Raw genomic sequence first — 22,752 nt, forward strand, 5'->3', positions numbered from 1 at the left:
GTCAAATTTTGGGGCGCTAAAGAGTCTATGCACTTTGAGGAAGGACATGCGACGTAACTGTTGCGTGTCCTTTTCTTGCATTGATGAATAAAATCCGGTTACGGAAGTAGTGGAAGTTCCGTATCCCAAAAGAGCAACGTTTTAAAACTTTAATTTTGTTATTGCAACCCTCGGTAAAGCCATTTGAATATGGTAAGGTTAAGGCATTAATAATTTCGTCGCTCCAAGAGGAGAACGTTTTTAAGAGGGATTGAAATTCAGGTAGTTCAGAGTCAAAAACTAATGAAAGCCATTCATTTATGGACCTTAGAATATCGGGCCTCCGTTTAAATTTCAACACTGTATGGAAGGCATATTTTAGCATATAGGCACGGTGTAATCTCGATGAATAGTGAAACATATCCATAAGTTTTGCATATTCATTGTCAGTTAAATCCTTAAAATGTTTAGTCAATATTCGCTTATTCGTTTTGAAGGTTCGGCTTGCATTAGTTAAGGTATTTTGCTCAGCTTTACGCACTCGCTCAAGGGCAAAGGTCACCAGCCGGATTAAGTGGAATCTGTCAGCAACAATATGAGCTTTAGGGAAGCATTGCTTCATGACGGAGCGGAATTGGAGGGACATGTCCATTGTGATGTATTTTACGTTGTTTCGTACGTGTCTTGGGAATTGCAAAAAGTACTGTATTAACTTGACCGTATCTCGTTTAGGCAGAATATCCAGTATTTTATGGTCATTAGGATCGGTAAGGATGACCTGGTATTTTTGGCCGGCTGCATTGCCTTTAAATTCGTCAATAGATAATACCGCAGGTAATGTCTTGGGTCGGCTATAGTTAATTTCCTTAAAAATGCGAATAACTTGAGTTACGCTAATATGACAATATCTAGCAACTGCTGTTAGAGATTTTACCTCTGACAATTCAGTAATGACCACTTCTCGTAGTCGGGGCGTAGTCCTAAGATAGCGTGTAGAGAATTCTGTTTTTTCATTAAACGTGCGTCCGCAAGTGCAGCTATACCGGCGTTGACGATAGATAAGGCGAATCGGCTTTTCATTGGTTGTAGTGTGGCGGATTGTGCGATGTGTGTAGCCTTTTATACGAGTTGTTTCCTTATGGCAATTAGGACAAACATGAGGTTTTACCGGTACCATCACATGTAATACATATTCTTCTGAAGTTTCTCTCATATTTTGGATATGTGAATCTTTTATTCCGAGCATTTTTCCTATATAATTAAGACTAGACATATTGAATAAACATCCTTTCGTTAATTGTTAGCACCTTTATTGTATCGGATTTTATTCAATATGTCTTTTTTGTGCAAAAAAAGTAGGCGCCAAGAGGACACGCAACTAGCGTTTCTCTTTAGCGCCCCAAAATAAATTATAGAACCTCTTTTTTGTATTCGGATTTTCTTTGTCTTTTTAACAAGTAGCGTTGTTTGACTTTTGTAATTTTTCACTAAAAGGTAAAAATACAGCTTAGTCTGATGGCTTAAAAAGCCTTATAAATACTGATTAAAATAAAAAGTCAAATTTTTTATATTTTTTTGACTTTTTAGCTTGACAAAAGTCAAAAAGTCAACTATTATATAGACAAGGTCAAAAGAACAAAAGGTAAAAAGGTTAAAAGGTGAGACGAAATAAGTTGAACTAAAAGTTAGCCGAAAGTCGACCGAATCATAAACAGAATGAAGGTATTATATGATGCAGAGTGTATTAATAGATATAAAGTTTGGAGAGATGATGTATGGGAATTTTAGCGGATCGAATTGAAAAGTTTATTTTAGCTAAATTATTGGAAGAGCAGGCAAATAGAGAAGACGGTATTGTGTTACGCCGTAACGAATTAGCTGATGAGCTCAATTGTGCGCCGTCGCAAATCAGTTATGTCTTAAGCACCCGTTTTTCCAACGACCGCGGATTTATCGTAGAATCGAGACGTGGTCTGGGTGGTTTTATCAGCATCACTCGTATTCCGGTGAAAGCACTGTTAGAAGCGCCTAAACAAGATACCAATGAAGAAACAGCCACTGACAAACCATTGACCATGGGTATGATAGATAATTCGTTGTTTGAATTGATGCAGCAGAAGTTCTTACGTAAACGAGAGGCAGCTCTTTTACATGAAGCGTTCGCCATCTTGATGGAAGAACCGGATCGCAAAACGCGGGAAGCAAAAGTTCGTCGTTTGTTTGAACAAGTAGTCTCCATGGTGAAGGAGGTATGATGCGTTATGTTATGTGATAATTGTAAAAAAAATGAAGCCACTGTCCATATGACTCGGGTGGTTAACGGTAAGAAAAGTGAACGTCATTTATGTAATGCCTGTGCTAAACAGCAGGGCGAAGATTTCGGCGGTCAAGGTTTTATGAACTTCGGCCCATCCTTATGGGACAATGATTTCTTTACTAATGACTTCTTTACCAATTCATTATATCCTGACAGCTTATTGAATCCTCGCCAGGAAACGCGTTGCAGTCAATGCGGTATGACATTCAGTGATTTTAATCAAACCGGTAAATTCGGATGCGATCATTGCTATGAAGCGTTTGAAGTACAGATTGCACCTTTGGTAAGACGTTTACAAGGTTCGTTAAATTATGAAGGCCGTGTACCGAGTCGCGGTACGGGCGTTTTCAAAACAAAACATCAAATTAAACGGTTGCGTCAGGAACTTGATAAAGCGGTTAAAGCGGAACAGTTTGAAGAAGCCGTTCGCTTGCGTGATGAAATTAAATCGCTGGAACAATCCTTGGGTAACACCGACAAATAGGAGGGACAATTATGTTAGATAAAATTTTAGATGAACCGCTTAGCGGTTGGCTGAAAAGCAGTGATCCTTTAGGCAAGATGGATTCGCATATCGTATTGTCCAGCCGCATTCGGTTGGCTCGTAACTTCAAAGGATTGCAATTTACTAATCGGAATAACGAAGAGTCGCTGAAAAAGGTCGACACCATGATGCGCGGTGTGCTTGGCACTTTAAAAGCCGCCGATGGTCGCGATTATTCCAATATTAGTTTAGATAAATTATCTGATACGGAACGTGAAATTCTTGTTGAAAAGCATTTGATGAGTCCGCAAATGGGACAAAAAGCGATGTATCGCAGCTTAATTGTTGCCAATGACGCGTCTGTGGCCATCATGGTCAACGAAGAAGATCATATTCGTATCCAGGCTATGGAACCGGGCCTTAAGCTTAAAGAAGCGCTGGAACATGCATTTCTTATCGATGATGCCATCGAAAGCAAATGTGACTATGCGTTTAGCGAACGGTACGGCTATTTAACCGCTTGTCCGACTAATGTGGGGACGGGGCTTCGCGCTTCCGTAATGTTACACTTGCCTGCATTAGCCATGACGGGTCGGATTAACCGTTTGGTTCGTAATATTACGCAGCTTGGCTATTCGGTTCGTGGTCTCTATGGCGAAGGTTCGCAGGCATTAGGTAATATTTATCAGATTTCCAACCAAGTAACGATGGGGATTAGTGAAGAAGACACAATTCAACAAATTCAGAAAGTAATTGAAAAATTAGTTCAAGAAGAAGTGAAGGCTCGTGAGGCCATTAAAAGTAACGACTTTGAAGCGTTTGAAGACCGTGTATGGCGTGCGTTTGGTACTTTGCAATACGCACGGCGCTTATCCGGCGAAGAAGCGCTGAGTCTTTTGAGTGATGTTCAATTAGGTATGGATATGGGCGTGTTGCCACAACATTCCGCTGATGTGTTCAGTGAGCTCGTGGTAACTACAAGACCTAACTTTTTAAGTAAATATGCCGGGAAAGAATCGATGACAGCTCCGGAACGCGACAGTTATCGCGCTAAAGTTGTTCGTGACAGATTAGCCCGCTAAGATATGAGGTGATTATATGTTTGAACGTTTTACAGACGGTGCGCAACGTGCTTTAGGCATTGCGCAGGAGAAAGCTAAGAAGTTCGGCCACGACTATGTGGGTACGGAACATTTGCTCCTTGGCTTATTGGAAGAAGATGACAGCGTAGCATCTAAAGCGCTCCATTCTTTGGGCTTGGAAGATAAAGCTACGGAAAAAGCTGTGTTGGATGCGGTAGGCCGCGGTAACAGCCATGGTAATGAATTGTATATTACGCCGCGTACCAAACGTGTATTGCAATTGGCCGTGGAAATTGCCAACCAAATGCAGCATAACTATGTTGGTGCCGAACACTTATTGCTCGGTATTTTGCAAGATGGCGGCGGGGTAGCTGTCAATGTCCTCTATGGTATGGGCATTCGTGCTAATGACGTTGTCAAAGCTATTAACAGTATTTACGGCTCCGAACAAAACGGTGCTGAAGGCGGATCCGGCAACGGTGCGAATGGTGCCGGCGGCAACAGTAATTTGGGTGATTTAAAAGATTTTGCCACCGATTTGAATGAATTGGCAAAACAAGGCAAGATTGACCCGGTTATCGGCCGTGATAATGAAATTAACCGTGTAATTCAGATTTTAAGCCGTCGCACAAAGAATAACCCGGTACTTATCGGTGAACCTGGTGTCGGTAAAACAGCCATTGCCGAAGGCTTGGCACAGCGTATTGTAACGCAGAACGTACCTGAAATTTTACGTAATAAACGTATTATTTCCTTAAGTTTAACAGCTATGGTTGCCGGTGCTAAATACCGTGGTGAATTCGAAGAACGTTTGAAAAAAGCTATCGACGAAGTACAGAAACACGATGATATGATTATTTTCATCGATGAACTTCATACTTTGATTGGTGCCGGTGCTTCCGAAGGCTCCATGGATGCAGCTAACATTTTGAAACCGGCCTTGGCTCGTGGTACGTTCCAAGTAATCGGTGCTACGACCCTCGATGAATATAAGAAACACATCGAAAAAGATGCCGCTTTGGAACGTCGTTTCCAACCTGTATTGGTCGGTGAACCAAGTGAAGAAGAAGCTCTTGAAATTTTGAAAGGCTTGCGTGACCGCTACGAAGCGTTCCACAAAGCTAAGATTACCGACGAAGCTTTAAAAGCTGCCGTTGAATTATCCAGTCGTTACATTTCCGACCGTTTCTTGCCGGATAAAGCTATCGACGTAATGGATGAAGCAGCCTCTAAAGTACGTATGAAAGTATTTACAGCGCCACCTGATGTGAAAGATTTGGAAACTCGTCTGGCCGATGTTCGTAAAGAAAAAGAAGCAGCCGTAACCGGACAAAACTACGAAGAAGCAGCCAAACTTCGTGATGAAGAAAAGAAATTGGTTGATGAAATCGAAGCTAAACAACAAGCTCGCAGCAAAGAAGACGAAGAAAAACTTGTTGTTACCGAAGATGATATCGCTGCCGTTGTTTCTCAATGGAGTGGGGTACCGGTTGCGAAAATTGCTGAAGAAGAATCGCAGCGTCTGCTTCGTTTGGAAGACGAACTTCATGAACGAGTTGTCGGTCAGGATGAAGCTGTAGTAGCTGTTTCTAAAGCCGTACGTCGTGCTCGTGCGGGCCTTAAAGATCCGAAACGTCCTATCGGTTCGTTCTTATTCTTAGGCCCTACCGGTGTCGGCAAAACAGAATTGGCTCGTGCCTTGGCAGCTAACCTCTTCGGTGATGAAAATGCCATGATTCGTCTGGATATGTCCGAATATATGGAAAAACACACCGTATCTCGTTTAGTCGGGGCGCCTCCGGGCTATGTGGGCTATGATGAAGGTGGTCAGTTGACCGATGCCGTACGTCGTAAACCTTACAGTGTCATCTTGTTTGACGAAGTTGAAAAAGCTCATCCGGACTTCTTCAACATCTTATTGCAGGTATTAGACGACGGTCGTTTGACTGATAACCAAGGTCGTACGGTTGATTTCCGTAATACGGTTATTATCATGACGAGTAACTTAGGCTCCAACTTCTTAAAAGAAGATAGCGCCGCTATGGGCTTCTTAGCTGCCAAGAATAAAGAAGATGCTAAGAAGAACGCCGAAAGCTCCTTTGCGGAAGCCAAGAAAAACACGTTGGATGCCGTTAAACGTCATTTCCGCCCTGAATTCTTGAACCGTATCGATGAAATGGTTGTATTCCATCCATTGACCGGTGAAGATTTAGGTAAAATTGTTAACATCTTGCTTAAAGATGTAACAAAACGTTTGGCTGAACGTAATCTTACTTTGGAAGTATCCCCTGAAGCTCTTGACGTTTTGGTTAAAGAAGGTTCCGACTTTGCGTATGGTGCGCGTCCATTGAAACGTGCTATTCAGCGTTTGGTTGAAGACCCTATTTCCGACTTAATCTTAAAAGGTGATGCCCCTGAAGGTTCGGTTATAAAAGCAAATGTGGTGGACGGCGACATCACAATGGTAGTATAATTAACAGGATTTGATTAACAGTTACAGATTTGGTTGATTATAACGCCGATTTACCAATTTATTCATGAAAAATTACTCCTCTGTTTGAAGGATATTGCACTAAAAATCACGAATACTATTTAAATGGTGTTCGTGATTTTTTTTATAAATAATTATGAAAAAAAGGTTCTCAATTTGAAGTTGATTTACGAGTATATAAAGAAAGGGAATCTATGGCAAAGGTTAAGACAGCATATTTTTGTAATAATTGCGGTGCGGAATCGGCCCGTTGGCTCGGTAAATGTCCGCAGTGCGGTCAATGGAATACATTGGTAGAAGAAGTAGTCCGTGAAACGAAGCAAAAGGGAACCGCCTCTTATGCGCCGGTAGACAAGGCGGCTACTAAGCCGGTGGCGCTTGCGGATATAAAAACGGAAGATTCACCGCGTATATCCACCGGTTACGGTGAGATTGATCGCGTATTGGGCGGCGGTATCGTGCCGGGAGCGCTCATTTTATTAGGCGGCGATCCGGGCATCGGTAAATCGACGATTCTTTTACAAGTATCGGGTAAAATCGCCGATACTCATGGTAAGGTGCTCTATGCGTCGGGCGAAGAATCGCAGATGCAGTTAAAGCTTAGGGCTGAACGCTTGGGCATTCAAGGGCAAAACTTAGCGGTTATGGCGGATACTAATTTGGACTCTATTTTGCAAGAAGCAAGTCAACATAAGCCGTCCCTTCTTGTCATTGACTCGATTCAGACTATGTTTACAGACGCTCTCGATTCGACGCCGGGCAGTGTGGGGCAGGTGCGCGAATGTACGGCTCGTTTACTCCGCTTTGCCAAAGAGCAGGGCGTGCCGGTTATTATCATCGGTCATGTGACTAAAGAAGGTAATATTGCCGGGCCGCGTATGTTGGAGCACATGGTGGATGTAGTGCTCTATTTTGAAGGGGAACGGTCTTATCAGTTCCGTATTTTGCGCGGCATTAAAAACCGTTTCGGGTCTACCTCGGAATCGGGTCTTTTTGTCATGGAAGAGGAGGGCCTTGCGGAGCTTATTAATCCATCGGCGACCTTATTGGCGGAACGGACGGAAGAAGAAACAGGTTCCGCTGTTATGGCCTATTTGGAAGGGATTCGACCGATTCTCGTTGAAGTGCAAAGCCTCGTGGCAACGACCGCTTTCGGTATGCCGCGCCGTACGTCCATTGGTTATGATTTAAATCGTCTTATTATTCTCTTAGCCGTTCTTGAAAAACGTTGTAATCTGACACTGGGAAATAAAGACGTGTACGTTAATGTTATCGGCGGCTTAAAGGTGAATGAACCGGCTTGTGATTTATCGGTGGCCGTGGCTATCGTGTCGAATTTAAAAAATCGTCCGGTACCGGCCGATATGGTGATTCTCGGTGAAGTAGGCTTGACCGGTAACATCCGCAGTATACCACGTATTGAACAGCGTATTGCGGAAGCCGCCAAAATGGGTTTTACTCGTTTTGTAGTGCCGGCGGGGAATGCGAAACAGGTGAAGACGAACCGCAAGGATATTACGATTCACGGCGTTACCACGGTACAAGAAGCGATGCAACTCGTATTTTGACAGCTTTTTTAATAATGATTTAATGATTTATTTATAATTTTAATGTACAATATAGGTGTACACAGTGAAAGGAGGTGAAATGAATGGTATATAAGATTTTACGTTATGTCATAGCCTTATTGGTTGGGATTATGGGTTATATGTTGACGGACAATTTCATGCCCGTATGGGAACCGATTATTGATGTGAAGTTCTGGACAATGGGCTTCTTCGGTATTTCCATAATTAAAATTTTAGCCTTAGCTTTGGGCGGCTTAATTGGTGCTCTAATCGGCTTTGTTATCGCTTTGCCGATTATTAATCAGGGGTTAAAATTGGCCAGAAGAATTGAAAGTCTCTTATCCCGTGTACCTAATCAGGAATTAATGGCCGGCACAGCCGGATTACTTTTTGGACTTATAATAGCAAATCTTATTGGCTTGGCATTTTATCGCGTTCCGATTATCGGTTCGTATATTCCTATTATTTTAAGTGCTATCTTCGGTTATATCGGGATGCGTTTGGCATCGCGCAAAGGACCGGAGCTCTATGCCAACTGGTTGCAGAGCCGCACAGTGGCAAAAGATAAGAAAAAAGACGTTGTACCTAAAGACAGCGAACAGGCGGCAATACCGGTTATCTCTGAATTTGAATCGGTATCGGTAGCAAAGTTATTGGATACGTCGGTTATTATTGACGGTCGTATTGCCGAATTGTGTGAAACGGGCTTTTTGGAAGGGCCTTTAGTAGTGCCTTTATTCGTGCTTGAAGAATTGCAACATATTTCCGACTCAGCCGATGTGTTGAAGCGTAATCGCGGTCGTCGCGGGCTCGATATTTTGCAAAGCATGCAACAAAAAGAGATAATCGCCATCAAAGTAATTGCCGATGATTTTGAGGATATTACAGAAGTAGACTCCAAATTGATGCGTCTTGCTTTGGACAAAAAGTGGAAAATTGTAACGAATGATTTTAACTTGAATAAAGTAGCCAGCTTGCAAGGCATCGAAGTACTTAACTTAAATGATTTGGCCAATGCATTGAAACCGGCCATGATTCCGGGCGAATGGATTCGTGTCCAGGTTATTAAAGAGGGCAAGGAAGATAATCAAGGTGTCGCTTATTTAGATGACGGTACGATGATTGTTATTGAAAACGGGGCCCAATATGTGGATACGTCCATTGATGTTATGGTTACGTCAGTATTACAGACCAGTGCAGGTCGTATGATTTTTGCGCGGGCGAAAGGAACTAAAGAATGATCAGCTGTATTTTATTAGCCGCCGGCGCCGGTAAACGGATGAAATGCGAGGCTAACAAAATATTTTTGCAGCTTGGAAATTATTCCGTGTTGCAATGGAATTTGCATCATATGACGGCAGTGGCTGATATTTCGGAAGTGATAATTGTAGCTGCTGCCGGTGAAGAGCCTGTTATTGCCAAAGAAGTGGCGGCTATGGGCCAATTGCCTTGGGAGCCGCGTATTGTAGCGGGTGGCAAAGAGCGTCAAGATTCGGTGCGAGCCGGCACATTGGCTGTCAGTGAGTCAGCGGATATTATTTTGGTCCATGATGGGGCACGTCCCATGGCAAAACCGGAATTATTCACGGCTGTGGCTAAAGCTGCTGATGAGTATGGCGCAGCGGTAGCCGCTGTACCGGTCATCGATACGATTAAACGCGTGTCGGACGATTTATTGGTTACACAGACGCTCAAACGCAGTGAGTTATATGCGGTTCAAACACCACAAGGTTTTCAGCGTCAATGGCTCATGGACGCACAGGCCTACGCGGCTGAGACTGACTTCTTGGGGACTGATGATGTATCTTTGGTAGAGCATCAAGGTAAACCGGTTCATATCGTACTGAGTGATTATACCAATTGTAAACTCACAACCCCCGAGGATATTATAAGAGCTAAGCAATATTTAGGAGTGACAGAACCTATGATGCGAGTAGGCTTCGGTTATGATGTACATCGTTTTAAAACAGGCAGACCTTGTATTTTGGGCGGTGTACAAATCGAGAGTGAATTCGGCCCTGATGGCCACAGTGATGCGGATGTATTGATTCATGCTTTGATGGATGCTTTATTGGGAGCGGCCGGTTTACCCGATATCGGGTATTGGTTTCCGCCGGAAGATGATGCGTTCAAAGGTATTTCAAGTATGGAATTATTGCGCCGTGTTGTGAAACTACTACACGAAAAAGGATTTAAGGCGTATAATGTAGATGTTATGGTCATTGCGGAAGCGCCTAAATTAAAGCCGCATATCGGGGCTATGAAGGAAAATCTGGCCGGTGCCTTAGGGATTGGTGAAGATTTTATCAGTGTAAAAGCAACGACTCATGAGAAGATGGGGGCGTTTGGTCGCAAGGAAGGTTTGGCTGCTCAGGCGGTAGTAACGCTTTATAAAGCCTAATCATTAGCAACCTGTCACCCTATAAATAAAATGTATTAAGTAAAGGAGCGGATATAAACATGGCAAAGATGAAGGTACGATTTGCACCAAGTCCGACAGGACCTTTCCATATCGGTGGTGCCCGTTCAGCCCTTTTCAACTGGCTATTGGCACGTAAAGAAGGAGGTACATTCCTTCTGCGTATTGAAGATACAGATTTGGCGCGTTCTACGCGTGAAAGCGAAGAGAATATTAAAGCCGCTCTTAAATGGCTCGGCATGGATTGGGATGAAGGTATTGACGTAGGCGGTGAACACGGTCCGTATCGTCAGACTGAACGTCTCGATATTTATAATGAAGTAACGCAGCGTTTATTGGATGAAGATAAAGCTTATCGTTGTTACTGCACCGAAGAAGAATTGGAAGCGGTACGTCAGGAACAATTAGAACGCGGTGAAACACCTAAATACAACGGTCATTGCAGCCATTTAACAGAAGAACAAATCGCTGAATATGAAAAAGAAGGCCGTAAACACACGGTTCGTTTGCGTGTGCCTTTGAATCAGACCATTGCCTTTGATGACATGGTGCGTGGTCATGTGTCCTTTGAATCCAATGGCGTTGGTGATTTCGTTATTGTAAAATCCGACGGGATTCCCGTTTATAACTACGCTGTAGTTATTGACGATCATACCATGGAAGTAACTCACGTAATTCGTGCGGAAGAACATCTTTCCAATACGCCGCGTCAGATTGCAATTTATAATGCTTTGGGCTGGGAAGTGCCGACTTTCGGTCACATTTCCTTAATCCTTGGTAAAGATTACAAGAAGATGAGTAAACGTCACGGTGCTACTTCCGTTGATCAGTATCGTCAGCTCGGTTACTTGCCGGAAGCCATCGATAACTTCTTGGCATTGCTCGGTTGGGCACCGGACGGTGAACAGGAATTATTTACACAGGAAGAGTTGATTCAAAACTTCTCCATGGACCGTGTAGCTAAGAATCCGGCCGTGTTTGATATCGATAAATTAAATTGGATTAACTTCAACTACATGAAGAATTTATCCGATGAAGAATTATACGAATTATGCTTGCCTCATTTGCAGGAAGCCGGTTATGCTTCTGAAAACCCTGATGAAGCGGAAAAAGCTAAACTCATCATGCTTTGCGTATGCTTAAAAGACCACATCAGCTTCGGTGCTCAGATTAAAGAAGAAGCAAAACTAATCTTTGAAGATATGGAGGCTCCGGATGCCGAACACGCTGAAGAAATTAAAGCGGTATTGGCTGAAGAATCTTGTCCGACCGTGCTCAATGCATTCCGTGCAGCCGTAGCGGATTTGGACGAAATTACGCCGGATGTAGTAAAAGCTACCATCAAAGGTATTATGAAAGAAACCAAATTGAAAGGGAAATTCGTATTTATGCCGATTCGTATCGCTACGACCGGTCAAATGCACGGCCCTGATTTGAATTACATTATCACCTTGTTTGGTAAAGAAAAGACGTTGGCACGCCTTGATGCGGCTATCAGTCAGTTATAATTGATTATATTTAGTAGGTTACATCCTTTATTGACGGTCAATTTTTGAGTACGGGAGGTTTCCTCCCGTACTCTTTTTTATATTCTTTCTTTTTTTAAAGGAGGCTATAATATGGAATCTATGGTTGAACTTTTTTTGCGGTACACTAAAACAAACACGCGCTCTGATGAAGCGGCTACTTCAGTACCGAGTACTCAGACTCAGGTTGAGTTTGCCAAAGTATTGAAAGCGGATTTGGAAGAACTGGGCTTAAGTGATGTGAAAATCAACGAAAAGAACGGGTTTGTTATTGGTGCTTTACCGGCTAATACCAACGACCAGGTACCGGCCATCGGCTTTATTGCTCACATGGATACAGCTGATTATAATGCGGAAAACATTACCCCGCGTATTATCAAAGACTATGACGGGCAGGATATATTGCTCAATGAAGCAAAAGGTATCTACAGCCGTGTTGCCGATTTTCCTAATTTAGCCAATTATAAAGGCAAAACTTTAATTGTTACTGACGGCACCACCTTGCTTGGCGGCGATGACAAAGCGGGCATCGTGGAAATCATGGAAGCGTTACGTTATTTGAAAGAAAATCCGGACATCAAGCATGGTCTTATTATGTGTGCTTTCGGACCTGACGAAGAAATTGGGCGCGGTGCAGATTTATTTGACGTAAAAGATTTTCCGGTAGATTTTGCGTACACCATTGACGGTACCCGCCTTGGTGAATTGGAATACGAAATATTCAATGCCGCTTCTGCTACCGTTGAATTACACGGTATATCCGTGCATCCGGGCTCTGCAAAGAATACCATGATTAACTGCAATAAATTGGCCATGGAATTTGATCGTTTATTGCCACAAGCCGCTGTTCCTGAATTAACGGAAGACCATGAAGGCTTTATCATGCTTGCAAGCAATGAAACGGGTGTAGAATCAGGCACCATGAAATACATCATTCGTGACCACGACCGTTCCTTCTTTGAAGCCAAAAAACAATTATTCGTGCTGGCTGCCAAAGTATTGAACGAACGTTACGGTCGTGAAGTAGTCACCTTGACACTTAAAGATCAATATTACAATATGTACGATATCATTAAAGATCATATGGAATGTGTAGATATTGCGAAAGCAGCTATGGAAAAAGCCGGTGTTAAACCGCTTATTCAGCCGATTCGCGGCGGCACTGACGGATCTAAAATTTCCTTTATGGGTATTCCGACACCTAATTTGTTTACCGGCGTGGAAAACCTTCACGGTCCTCACGAATACGCTTGTGTTGAACATATGGAGTTAGCGGTTAAGACGATTGTTAATATTGCCACGGCAGCCAAATAAGAGCAAAATAACAGGCGAAATAATTAGAAAATTAAATATAACGGAACCACTTGCACACGATTAAATTTTAGCCGTATAATTTGTATAGAATTAGTCGTAATACATTGACTTTATAAGGGTTTTATGATATTATTCTCTATATATCGAATAAAATTGTTATTAAAGACGATGAACGAAAGAAGTACTTTGTGACTAACTTTACAGCGAGAACTAACTGGTGGAAGGGTTTAAGTATAGCCAAGGGAAATGCATTCGGGAGTTAACAGGCTGAATAGAGTAAGTTTGTTCGGATACGCCCGTTATGCGTTGGAGAGAGTGCTATCAGTACTTAACAGAGTGGAACCGCGGGCCACCGTCTCTGTAATGAGATGGTGGCTTTTTATATTTTAACGGAAGAGAGGCATCGGTAGCGATGAGAGAAATTAAAGTATACAATACGATGACAAGAGAAAAAGAAGTATTTAAGCCGGTAAAGGAGGGAGAAGCTAAGATTTACGTATGTGGCGTAACGCCGTACAACCACCCTCATATCGGTAATGCTCGTCCTTTTGTTACCTGGGATGTAATTCGTCGCTATTTGACACATGTAGGCTATAAAGTGACGTATGTACAGAACTTTACAGACGTGGACGATAAAATTATTAACACATCTAATGGGGAAGGTGTGTCCTGGGATACGATTGCCAATCGCTATATCGATTCCTATTTTGAAGTTATGGATGCCCTTCACGTTAAGCATGCTGATGTATATCCGCGTGTATCCGAACACATTGACGAAATCATTGAAATGATTGCTACGTTGATTAAAAAAGGTTTTGCTTACGAATTGGACGGCGACGTATACTACAGTGTTGAAAAATTCGAAGATTACGGCAAATTATCGGGCCGTACTTTGGATGATATGGAAGCGGGCGCTCGTGTAGACGTAGATGACCGCAAACAGAATCCGATGGACTTTGCCCTTTGGAAGAGCGCTAAACCGGGTGAACCTTATTGGGAAAGCCCATGGGGTAACGGTCGTCCGGGATGGCATATTGAATGCTCTACCATGAGCAACAAATACTTGGGTGAAGAATTTGACTTCCATGGCGGCGGCAGCGATTTGATTTTCCCTCATCATGAAAACGAAATTGCTCAGTCTGAAGGCTGCACCGGTCACCATCCGTCTGTACGTTACTGGTTGCATAATGGTTTCATTACCATTAACCAAGAAAAGATGAGTAAATCTTTGAACAACTTCTTCTTGGTAAAAGATATTTTGAAAGAATACAGTCCTGATGCACTTCGCTATTTCTTGATGAGCACTCATTATCGCAGCCCGCTTGATTTCAGCGATGAACGCTTGGAAGAAGCCAATAAATCCTTAGAACGCATGACAACGGCTATTCAGAACCTTTTATACTTGGAAAACCAAGAAGAAGGCGAATGTGATGACGAAGCAAAAGCATTACTCGATAATGCTCGCAAATATGCGGAAGAATTTGAAGAAGCTATGTCCGATGACTTCAATACGGCACTTGCCGGAGCGCCAATGTTCGGCTTGGCTAAAGAAATCAACATTTACTACCAAGCAGTACAAAACTGCAACGGTAAAGTTTGCCATGAAACATTAGCAGAAGTACGTGACATCTTCAAGATGATGACTGATATCATCGGTATTTTGGAACAGGCTTGGGAAGGTCCACAAGGCGGTGCCGGCGCTGAAGAATACGAACAGTTAATGCAAGTAATCTTGAATGTTCGTCAAAATGCCCGTGAACAGAAACTTTGGGACTTAGCCGATGCCATTCGTGATGAATTGGGCAATATCGGTATCGTAATTGAAGATTCGCCGCAAGGGGCACGGTGGAAGAAACGTGAATTTTAAGCGCTATCAATTTTTACGAGCCACGGCTATTGAAAAATTAAAAGCAACAACTACGCATGAGGGAATTGTACCGGCTGAAGCTGAGGATTCCCTCATGCTTGCCTATATAGGCGATGCCGTGTATTCGCTCTATATCCGCGAGCGCATGACGGAAGCGGGCATTTCTAAGGTTCAGGTATTACATAACCTGGTTACGGAGTGCATTTGTGCTAAGGCACAGTCAAAGGTTCTCCATGCGTGGGAAGAGTCAGACTATTTAACGGATATGGAAAAACAGGTGGCTAAACGAGCTCGTAATAGTAATGTACATGTACCGAAAAGTGCCACCGTACAAGAATATCGTGCCAGTACAGCCTTTGAAGCAGTACTTGGCTATTTATATCGTTCGGGTCAGAACGAGCGACTACAGACTTTGATGAAAGCTGCATTTTGGTATACTTTGGACAGTATGAGTTAGATGCGTTATGATAGAGTAAAGGAGACATATCATGAGTGATTATATTGTAGGACGCAATGCGGTACGTGAAGCTTTGCGATCGGGACGAACCATTCAGCGTTTGTTTATTACGAATGATAAGGTGCAGGGCTCCTTACAGGAAATCATAGGGTTGGCTAAGGATAAAGGAATTGAGCTGCGCCGGGTGGATGACAAACAGCTTAGTAAATACGCTGACGGTGTGGTTCATCAAGGGGTCGTGGCTTTGGCGGCACCGGTTAAATTTGCCGATTTAGGTGAAGTGCTTCAAAATTGGTCTTCTGATAAAGCGCCACTTTTAATCTTGTTGGATGGCATTGAAGATCCTCATAATATGGGGGCAATCATTCGAACTGCCGAATGTTGCGGTGCTACGGCCGTTTTAATTCCGAAGCGCCATACAGCTCCGATTAATGCTACCGTTGCCAAAACGTCGGCCGGTGCTTTAGAATCTATTCCGTTAGTGCAGGTTGGCAATGTGGCACAGACAATTGAAGAACTTAAAAAGCAAGGCTTTTGGGTTCTCGGTGCTCACATGGAAGGTCAGCAAACCTTGTATCAGGCCGATTTGACGAGTCCTTTAGTGCTCGTTATCGGCAATGAAGGGAAAGGGCTTAGTCGCCTTACTAAAGAGCGCTGTGATTTTCTCGTAACGATTCCTATGTACGGTCGTATTAACTCATTAAATGCATCGGTAGCGGCGGCTATTTTGATGTATGAAGCGGTTCGGCAGCGTCAATAAAAGGAGTGAGGCTCCGACATGAGAGAAGATATTTTAATTGTTGACGGGTATAATGTTATATTTGCGTGGCCGGAACTGAAGAAAATCAGTAAAAGTTCCTTGGAACATGCCCGGTCGCGAATTAAGCATATGCTTCAAAATTACGGTAAACATAAGGGTTACCGTGTTATACTGGTATTTGACAGTAAATATGCCCATCCCGGCAGTGCCGAAGAGTTTATTACCGATGATTTTTTGGAAGTGTATACGGCTGATGGGGAAACAGCGGACTCTTATATTGAACGGACCGTTTTCACTTTTAAAAACACCTATGCCAATGTATATGTATGCACCTCTGATTATGCGGAACAGAGCCAAGTACTCGGTTTTGGTGCTTTGCGTATCTCCGCGCGTGAGTTAAAAGCCCAGGTTGAACGGGCTAAAATTGACGAACAGCGTTATTACAAAGGGCTTCACAACCGAGATAGTTTGCAATTACAGCGTAATGAACTGGGACATCAAATTGATGGTGAAGTAGCTAAGCAGTGGGAAACCTTGCGTCGAGGGAAGAAATGACCTTGCAGAACCGAGGGCTATCAAGTATAATGAGAGATACATTAGTAAGGTTCTGCGAATCCGGCAGAGTGGGAGGTCGGCATGTGCGTTAATCCACGCGTAAATGATGAGTACCGTCGTTATGTAGATTTAACAGATGAACAAATTTGTAAATTAGCGCAAGAACAAGATGACCACTTAGCGGTGGACTATCTTGTGGATAAATATAAAAATTTTGTGCGTGCCAAGGCACGGTCTTATTTTTTAATCGGTGCTGATAAAGAGGACATTATCCAAGAGGGCATGATTGGCCTCTATAAAGCTACGCGCGATTTTAAAGGGGACCGACTGGCGTCGTTTAAGGCCTTTGCCGAGTTATGTGTAACACGGCAAATTATTACGGCTATTAAAACCGCGACGCGGCAAAAACATATTCCGCTCAATTCCTATATTTCGCTGAATAAGCCGATTTATGCGGATGAGACGGAACGAACCTTGATGGACGTATTAGTGGAAGGCCAGGGTACGGATCCTGAAGAATTATTCATTAATCGGGAAGAATTTTCCGATATTGAAGCAAAAATGGGATCTATATTAAGTGATTTGGAAGGCAAAGTGCTGATGGGGTACTTAGACGGCAAGTCGTATAATGAAATTGCCGCTGAATATCACCGCAGTGTCAAATCCATTGATAATGCATTGCAACGCGTAAAGCGTAAATTAGAAAAGTATTTGGAACATCGCAGTGAATTGGCGAAAAAGAATGAGCCTTAGGAAGGATGACAATTGTGAGAAATTTCTTGATGTTTGCAGAAGTGGTAGTTGCTATTTTATTGATTATGGTGGTTGTATTACAATCCAGTAAAAGTGCCGGTATGGGCGGCGCCGTAAGTGGTGCGGCTGACTCCGTATTTGGCGGTAAAGCACGTGGTATCGACGGTTTATTGTCGAAATGTACTATCGTGTTGGGGATTATTTTTGCCATCTTGAGCTTATTCTTAGGGATTTACTTGAATCAATATTAATAGCGAGCCTGCCTTGTGCAGGCTTTTTTGGTAGGGGTATAAAGCTATGGAAGAGATGAAAGATAAGATTTTAGCGTTTTTTAAGGCCATTAGTCCGGAAGCGTATCATATCGAAGATGCAGCATATATTTTGGGCATAAAAGGGTCTGAAGAGTTGGAAGCCTTTATGGGAGATGTGGAAGCGCTTACCGAAGCGGGCTTATTAGAAGCACGGCCCGGCGACTATTACAAATTCATCGACAAGGCTGAAAAAACAGCATTAAAAATTGAGGAAGTAAGAGAGTTTGAAGGTATTTATAAGAGCCTTCGTAACGGCCGCGGGCTTGTTATTGACGAGACGGGGCAACATGAAGTAAATATCGGTGCCGGCGATCGTAACGGTGCCATGCATAATGATAAAGTTTTGGTACATTTTTTCCGCTTCGGTCGTATCGGCGAACAGCGCCATGAAGGCCGTGTGGAAAAAGTGATTCAACATGTGAATACATCCATTGTAGGGACTTATGATCGCCAACAGATGTTTGGCTTTGTAACGCCTGATGATGAACGCTTAGTTGATGATATCTATGTAGCTTTGCCTGATACTATGGAAGCGCGCAGCGGGGCTAAAGTATTGGTGGAAATTACTCGTTGGCCTGATGCTAAAGGACGCCAGCCGGAAGGTAAAATTACGTCCATTTTAGGTTATAAGGGCGACGTAGGTGTGGATATTAACTGCGTAATGGCGCAGCATAAAATTCCGTTTTCATTTCCTGAGGCGGTTTTAAAAGAAGCGGATCGCGTATCCTTTGATGTAGCCCTGGGCGGTAAACGTCTTGACTTACGCGAGGTGCCGATGATTACTATCGACGGCGAAGATGCTAAAGATTTGGACGATGCGGTAAGTTGTAAACAGCTGGCCAACGGTCATTATAAATTAGGTGTTCACATTGCCGATGTAAGTCATTACGTACGGGGCAATACACAGCTCGACAAAGAAGCCTATAAACGTGGTACCAGTGTGTATTTGGTTGACCGTGTTGTACCGATGTTACCGACTAAATTGTCCAACGGTATTTGTAGTTTGAATGCCAAAGAAGATCGCTATGCCATGAGCTGCATTATGGAAATCAACCATGCAGGCCGTGTGGTGGACTTCCAAATCAGTCCGTCCGTCATTCGCGTGGATCGTCGTTGCAGCTATCCCGAAATATATAAAGCATTGACTCAAAGCATCATTCCCGACGATTTGTTGCCATTGATGCCAATGGTGCATGAACTTCACGAAGTGGCCAAGATTTTAATTGCCATGCGTGAAAAATCCGGTGCCATTTCCTTTGAATTCCCTGAATACAAGATTCTGTTGGCCGAAGATGGTACACCACTCAAGATTGTACGTAAAGACCGTACTATTGCTGAAAAAATCATTGAAGCTTGTATGCTGATTGCCAATGAAACGGTAGCTTGCTATTTACGTGACACTCATAAACCGGGGATTTATCGTATTCATGAGCAGCCAAGTGAAGAAAAGTTACAAGCTTTACAGACGGTTGTTACCTATTTAGGCAAACCGTTCCATTTGGCCGACAGCCATGTTGAACCAAGAGATATTCAGAAGTTCTTAGACAGTATAGCCGGCACTGACATTGAACCGATTGCGCAGATTATGACCTTGCGCTCCATGCAGCAGGCGCGTTATTCGGCAGTCAATGTGGGACACTTTGGTTTGGCGTCCGCTTGTTATACCCACTTTACATCGCCAATCCGTCGTTATCCGGACTTAATTGTTCATCGTTTGCTCAAAAAACGGTTACACTGGGGCGATGGCTATAATAAATACGATGATATGGAGGATTATTTGGCGAAAGCGGCCGACCATTGTTCGATTCAGGAACAAATTGCCGTAGCTGCGGAACGCGATACAAATGATCTTAAAAAAGTTCAATACATGGAACCGTTTATCGGCGAAGTCTTTGACGGTAAAATCAGCTCCATCACATCATTTGGGATGTTTGTAGAGCTTGAAAATGGTATTGACGGCTTAGTTCATATTGCTACCATGGATGATGATTATTATTTCTTTGACGAAGAACATTTCTTGCTGGTTGGGCGCCGTACGGGCAGAACCTATCATTTGGGGCAGGAAGTAAAAGTAACACTTATCAAAGCGGATAAAGATAAGAAACAAATAGATTTCTTGCTTGGGGAAGTGGATGCGCAGACTCTGATTGAAAAATCGCTAGCCGGTGAACATCGTCGAACCGGTTTAGGCAGTCGCGGTATGCGCTCCGGCAAGTCCGGTAAAACCGGTAAAAACGGTAAAGCAGGTAAGAGCGGTAAAAGTTCTAAGTCTGAAAAGTCCGGTAAACGTGAAGCAAGCGAAAAAGACAGCAAGAATAGTAAACGTAAGAGCACAAACAGTAAATATAACTGGCAAAGTGATTACGAAGATAATACGCCGGCTGCTTTTGCCAGATTTGCCAAAAAATCTAAAAGCAAAAAACAAAGTAAAAAAGTAAGCCGCAAAAAGAAATCAGGTAAGAAAAAATAGCAGTACCGAAGTTTAGGAGGTAGTTTGTGAGTAAAGCTAAGAAAGACAGTACCAGTTTAATCGCCGACAATCGTAAGGCCAGACATGATTATCACATTCATGAGACTTATGAAGCGGGGATTGCTTTAACCGGTACTGAAGTTAAGTCGATTCGCCAGGGCCGACTTAATCTGAAAGACAGTTATTGTGCCATTCAAAATGGTGAAATATTCCTCTATCAGGCTCATATCAGCCCATATGAACAGGGTAATCAGTTTAACCATGAACCGATGCGTACGCGTAAATTATTGATGCATCGCAGTGAAATTCACAAATTGTTGGGACAGGTGAAGGAAAAAGGCTTTTCTTTGGTGCCACTTAATTTTCACTTCGCTCATGGCTTAATTAAGGTAACTGTAGGCCTCGTTACAGGTAAGAAAAATTATGATAAGCGCCAGGATATGGCTGAGCGCGATGCGCAGCGTGACATTCGTCGCCGCATGAAAGAACAGAGCCGCGATTATTAAGCTAAAATAAAAGACGTCTGCAGGTGTGTTCCTTTGAATGCACCTGAGGCGTCTAAATTAATGCCTGATTTGTTGAATCACTAACTTGTTTTCGTTATGCTCTATATTTGGCGATTTTTTACCTATAAACCGTTAGTTCAAAATTCGTCATTTTGTTTGACAGTACTGTCACAGTTGTTTATAATTAATCATGCACACATGGGGACGTAATGGTTTCGACAGGGGTGCGTGTATCACAGATAGCGAGTCGGCGTTTCCATTTGGCCGTTAAACGGTGGAACTTTTAAATTAAACGCAAAAGAAAACTTTGCATTAGCTGCATAAGCTACGTCTTACTCTGATCTGCCCGTGATCGGGGATAAGGCGTCAAACTACGGGCTCGCCTAATATATTTGCTCTAGTATAGTAGGTTAAACAACAGAGCTGGGTTAATATAGTTTGTCGTTGTACGAAAGTTAGCTAAGATCTAAAACAGCGTCTGCACTCGGAGAAGTCTGTGGGGCAACACTTTTGGACAGGGGTTCGATTCCCCTCGTCTCCACCACTTAACATTATTGGCCTATAGGACATTTTGAGTTGGTTTTTAGACCGATGAGACTAGTATTTATCTAGTCTCATCGGTCTTTTAAATTTTTTATTAGATTTTAAAGGGTGGACAAAATGAGTTGGTAAAAAGTCTGAAACCCCTTGCTATATAAGGGTTAAATAAGGTTATATCTTTCTAGAAAATATATTTTTTAGGAGGTATTACTTTATGAAAAAAATTAGATGTCCTTATTGTGGTTTTGACTGTATAAAGTATGGAAAAACTCGAATAGGTAGGCAGCGATGGCGTTGTAAAGAATGTCATCAAGTTTTTACTAAGCCTTATGATCATACAAACTCGGATTTTCGCCTTTTTCTTCAATGGTTGTTCAGTAAAAATGTACAAAAAGATATGCCCGGTGCCGGTCGTAATTTTCGCAGAAAAACAGCTAAATTTTGGGAACTTTGGCCTTTACCACCTAAAATTGAAACTCAAAGCTCGATTGTATTCATTGATGGTATTCACCTAGGAAGGAAAGCCTGTATATTAATCTGCTGTGATGAAAAGCATGTATTAGGTTGGTATGTATGCAGAGCTGAGCGAGCGAGGGCTTGGGGGGCTTTGATGAGCCGTATTGCTACGCCCACGGTCGTTGTATCTGATGGTGGTCCCGGCTTTCGGAAGGCATTAAAAAAAGTTTGGCCAAAGGCCAAACTTCAAAGATGTATTTTTCATGCTTTTCAACAAGTAAAAAGGTATACAACAACTCGTCCTAAAACAATTGCCGGTGCAGAGCTATATGGGCTTTCAAATGATTTATTTAAGGTAAATTCTACGACTGCAGCATTACATTGGATTAGAAGTTTAACAGACTGGAAAATTAAGCATAAAGCCTTTTTAGACGAAGTATCTTATGACGAGTATGGAAAACCTAGGTTAAAACATGAAAGACTTTTAAAAGCAGAGCAATCACTTCTTGTATTAATTAAATCTGGTACCTTATTTACCTACCTAGATGATACATTAGACTTTAACTGTCCATCTACTAATAACCGTATTGAAGGTGGCATAAATGCTCAATTAAGAGCTATGCTTCGTAACCATAGAGGAATGAATATTGAAAGGCGAATAAAAGCGGTTTTCTGGTGGTGCTACATGCACTCACCGAAACCGCTTTCACCCGCTGAAATACTCGAGGTTATGCCGACCAACAAAAGTATTTCTAAACTATATGATACCATGAATTCCAGAGAAAAATTAGAAGATTCTATTCCAACCTGGGGCGATGCTATTGTATGGAGTGATTTTCATTTCTCAGATCCATATCCTAACTATCTATGGGATTAAATTACCAACTCAAAATGTCC

At 42.6% G+C, this 22,752-nt stretch carries 19 protein-coding genes, 1 other RNA gene and 1 other annotated feature; of the genes, 19 read left to right on the top strand and 1 reads right to left on the bottom strand.

The features are described 5' to 3' along the window. Positions 1-25: 25 nt before the first annotated feature. Positions 26-1,192, bottom strand: a complete 1,167-nt coding sequence (locus CCC71_RS06145; protein WP_296332791.1) for an ISL3 family transposase — start codon at positions 1,190-1,192, stop codon at positions 26-28. Positions 1,193-1,754: 562 nt separating this feature from the next. Between CCC71_RS06145 and CCC71_RS06150 the strand changes: the two genes are divergently transcribed. The 19 genes from CCC71_RS06150 (at position 1,755) to CCC71_RS06240 (ending at position 22,732) form a co-directional block, all read left to right on the top strand. Next, positions 1,755-2,234 (top strand): CtsR family transcriptional regulator, encoded by a 480-nt coding sequence (locus CCC71_RS06150; RefSeq protein WP_021842456.1) that lies wholly within the window; start codon positions 1,755-1,757, stop codon positions 2,232-2,234. A 6-nt stretch (positions 2,235-2,240) separates the two neighbouring features. Next, positions 2,241-2,780: a UvrB/UvrC motif-containing protein gene (locus CCC71_RS06155; RefSeq protein WP_021842455.1), complete on the top strand. Its 540-nt coding sequence runs from the start codon at positions 2,241-2,243 to the stop codon at positions 2,778-2,780. A gap of 11 nt (positions 2,781-2,791) precedes the next feature. Continuing rightward, positions 2,792-3,862, top strand: a complete 1,071-nt coding sequence (locus CCC71_RS06160; RefSeq protein ID WP_021842454.1) for a protein arginine kinase — start codon at positions 2,792-2,794, stop codon at positions 3,860-3,862. A 16-nt stretch (positions 3,863-3,878) separates the two neighbouring features. Next, positions 3,879-6,335, top strand: a complete 2,457-nt coding sequence (locus CCC71_RS06165; protein ID WP_247240030.1) for an ATP-dependent Clp protease ATP-binding subunit — start codon at positions 3,879-3,881, stop codon at positions 6,333-6,335. A gap of 212 nt (positions 6,336-6,547) precedes the next feature. After that, a complete protein-coding gene (gene radA, locus CCC71_RS06170; RefSeq protein ID WP_021842452.1) occupies positions 6,548-7,921 on the top strand; it encodes a DNA repair protein RadA in 1,374 nt (457 codons plus the stop codon). Between the two features lie 83 nt (positions 7,922-8,004). Then, positions 8,005-9,162: a PIN/TRAM domain-containing protein gene (locus tag CCC71_RS06175; protein ID WP_156705793.1), complete on the top strand. Its 1,158-nt coding sequence runs from the start codon at positions 8,005-8,007 to the stop codon at positions 9,160-9,162. Continuing rightward, entirely contained in the window at positions 9,159-10,322 is a 1,164-nt protein-coding gene (gene ispD, locus CCC71_RS06180) for a 2-C-methyl-D-erythritol 4-phosphate cytidylyltransferase (protein WP_247240029.1), read from the top strand. The genes CCC71_RS06175 and ispD overlap by 4 nt, the downstream gene beginning before the upstream one ends. Positions 10,323-10,381: 59 nt before the next feature. Beyond that, complete coding sequence (gene gltX, locus CCC71_RS06185; protein WP_021842449.1) at positions 10,382-11,848, top strand: glutamate--tRNA ligase; 1,467 nt, start codon at positions 10,382-10,384, stop codon at positions 11,846-11,848. 111 nt (positions 11,849-11,959) lie between these two features. After that, on the top strand, positions 11,960-13,180 hold the full coding sequence (gene pepT, locus CCC71_RS06190) for a peptidase T (RefSeq protein WP_296333273.1): 1,221 nt from the start codon (positions 11,960-11,962) through the stop codon (positions 13,178-13,180). A 159-nt stretch (positions 13,181-13,339) separates the two neighbouring features. Beyond that, positions 13,340-13,543 (top strand) — a binding site (T-box leader). A gap of 49 nt (positions 13,544-13,592) precedes the next feature. After that, positions 13,593-15,047, top strand: a complete 1,455-nt coding sequence (gene cysS, locus CCC71_RS06195; RefSeq protein ID WP_296333276.1) for a cysteine--tRNA ligase — start codon at positions 13,593-13,595, stop codon at positions 15,045-15,047. After that, the gene (locus tag CCC71_RS06200; protein ID WP_021842446.1) at positions 15,037-15,504 is read left to right on the top strand and encodes a Mini-ribonuclease 3; all 468 of its coding nucleotides are present in this window, start codon (positions 15,037-15,039) and stop codon (positions 15,502-15,504) included. The genes cysS and CCC71_RS06200 overlap by 11 nt, the downstream gene beginning before the upstream one ends. Before the next feature lie 31 nt (positions 15,505-15,535). Then, positions 15,536-16,264 carry a 23S rRNA (guanosine(2251)-2'-O)-methyltransferase RlmB gene (gene rlmB / locus CCC71_RS06205; protein WP_021842445.1) on the top strand — a complete coding sequence of 243 codons (729 nt, stop codon included), beginning with the start codon at positions 15,536-15,538 and terminating at the stop codon, positions 16,262-16,264. An 18-nt stretch (positions 16,265-16,282) separates the two neighbouring features. Beyond that, complete coding sequence (locus CCC71_RS06210; protein WP_296333279.1) at positions 16,283-16,819, top strand: NYN domain-containing protein; 537 nt, start codon at positions 16,283-16,285, stop codon at positions 16,817-16,819. A gap of 81 nt (positions 16,820-16,900) precedes the next feature. Then, on the top strand, positions 16,901-17,572 hold the full coding sequence (gene sigH, locus CCC71_RS06215; protein WP_021842443.1) for an RNA polymerase sporulation sigma factor SigH: 672 nt from the start codon (positions 16,901-16,903) through the stop codon (positions 17,570-17,572). A 14-nt stretch (positions 17,573-17,586) separates the two neighbouring features. Continuing rightward, positions 17,587-17,823 carry a preprotein translocase subunit SecG gene (gene secG / locus CCC71_RS06220; protein ID WP_127058512.1) on the top strand — a complete coding sequence of 79 codons (237 nt, stop codon included), beginning with the start codon at positions 17,587-17,589 and terminating at the stop codon, positions 17,821-17,823. Positions 17,824-17,878: 55 nt separating this feature from the next. Beyond that, complete coding sequence (rnr, locus tag CCC71_RS06225; protein WP_308694432.1) at positions 17,879-20,353, top strand: ribonuclease R; 2,475 nt, start codon at positions 17,879-17,881, stop codon at positions 20,351-20,353. A gap of 26 nt (positions 20,354-20,379) precedes the next feature. Continuing rightward, positions 20,380-20,859 carry an SsrA-binding protein SmpB gene (gene smpB, locus CCC71_RS06230; protein ID WP_021842440.1) on the top strand — a complete coding sequence of 160 codons (480 nt, stop codon included), beginning with the start codon at positions 20,380-20,382 and terminating at the stop codon, positions 20,857-20,859. Positions 20,860-21,059: 200 nt separating this feature from the next. After that, positions 21,060-21,403: a transfer-messenger RNA gene (gene ssrA, locus CCC71_RS06235) on the top strand. A 210-nt stretch (positions 21,404-21,613) separates the two neighbouring features. Next, positions 21,614-22,732 (top strand): IS1249 family transposase, encoded by a 1,119-nt coding sequence (locus CCC71_RS06240; protein ID WP_295241471.1) that lies wholly within the window; start codon positions 21,614-21,616, stop codon positions 22,730-22,732. Positions 22,733-22,752 lie beyond the last annotated feature (20 nt).

Origin of the sequence: Veillonella sp. LMAG:90 (assembly GCF_008679445.1) — a bacterium.
Classification (GTDB): domain Bacteria; phylum Bacillota; class Negativicutes; order Veillonellales; family Veillonellaceae; genus Veillonella_A.

What these genes read in the sequence shown, in the direction of transcription:
- CCC71_RS06145 (WP_296332791.1), bottom strand. Translation starts at nt 1,192, where the DNA reads ATGAGAGAAACTTCAGAAGAATATGTATTACATGTGATGGTACCGGTA.
- CCC71_RS06150 (WP_021842456.1), top strand. Translation starts at nt 1,755, where the DNA reads ATGGGAATTTTAGCGGATCGAATTGAAAAGTTTATTTTAGCTAAATTA.
- CCC71_RS06155 (WP_021842455.1), top strand. Translation starts at nt 2,241, where the DNA reads ATGTTATGTGATAATTGTAAAAAAAATGAAGCCACTGTCCATATGACT.
- CCC71_RS06160 (WP_021842454.1), top strand. Translation starts at nt 2,792, where the DNA reads ATGTTAGATAAAATTTTAGATGAACCGCTTAGCGGTTGGCTGAAAAGC.
- CCC71_RS06165 (WP_247240030.1), top strand. Translation starts at nt 3,879, where the DNA reads ATGTTTGAACGTTTTACAGACGGTGCGCAACGTGCTTTAGGCATTGCG.
- radA (WP_021842452.1), top strand. Translation starts at nt 6,548, where the DNA reads ATGGCAAAGGTTAAGACAGCATATTTTTGTAATAATTGCGGTGCGGAA.
- CCC71_RS06175 (WP_156705793.1), top strand. Translation starts at nt 8,005, where the DNA reads ATGGTATATAAGATTTTACGTTATGTCATAGCCTTATTGGTTGGGATT.
- ispD (WP_247240029.1), top strand. Translation starts at nt 9,159, where the DNA reads ATGATCAGCTGTATTTTATTAGCCGCCGGCGCCGGTAAACGGATGAAA.
- gltX (WP_021842449.1), top strand. Translation starts at nt 10,382, where the DNA reads ATGGCAAAGATGAAGGTACGATTTGCACCAAGTCCGACAGGACCTTTC.
- pepT (WP_296333273.1), top strand. Translation starts at nt 11,960, where the DNA reads ATGGAATCTATGGTTGAACTTTTTTTGCGGTACACTAAAACAAACACG.
- cysS (WP_296333276.1), top strand. Translation starts at nt 13,593, where the DNA reads ATGAGAGAAATTAAAGTATACAATACGATGACAAGAGAAAAAGAAGTA.
- rlmB (WP_021842445.1), top strand. Translation starts at nt 15,536, where the DNA reads ATGAGTGATTATATTGTAGGACGCAATGCGGTACGTGAAGCTTTGCGA.
- CCC71_RS06210 (WP_296333279.1), top strand. Translation starts at nt 16,283, where the DNA reads ATGAGAGAAGATATTTTAATTGTTGACGGGTATAATGTTATATTTGCG.
- sigH (WP_021842443.1), top strand. Translation starts at nt 16,901, where the DNA reads ATGTGCGTTAATCCACGCGTAAATGATGAGTACCGTCGTTATGTAGAT.
- rnr (WP_308694432.1), top strand. Translation starts at nt 17,879, where the DNA reads ATGAAAGATAAGATTTTAGCGTTTTTTAAGGCCATTAGTCCGGAAGCG.
- CCC71_RS06240 (WP_295241471.1), top strand. Translation starts at nt 21,614, where the DNA reads ATGAAAAAAATTAGATGTCCTTATTGTGGTTTTGACTGTATAAAGTAT.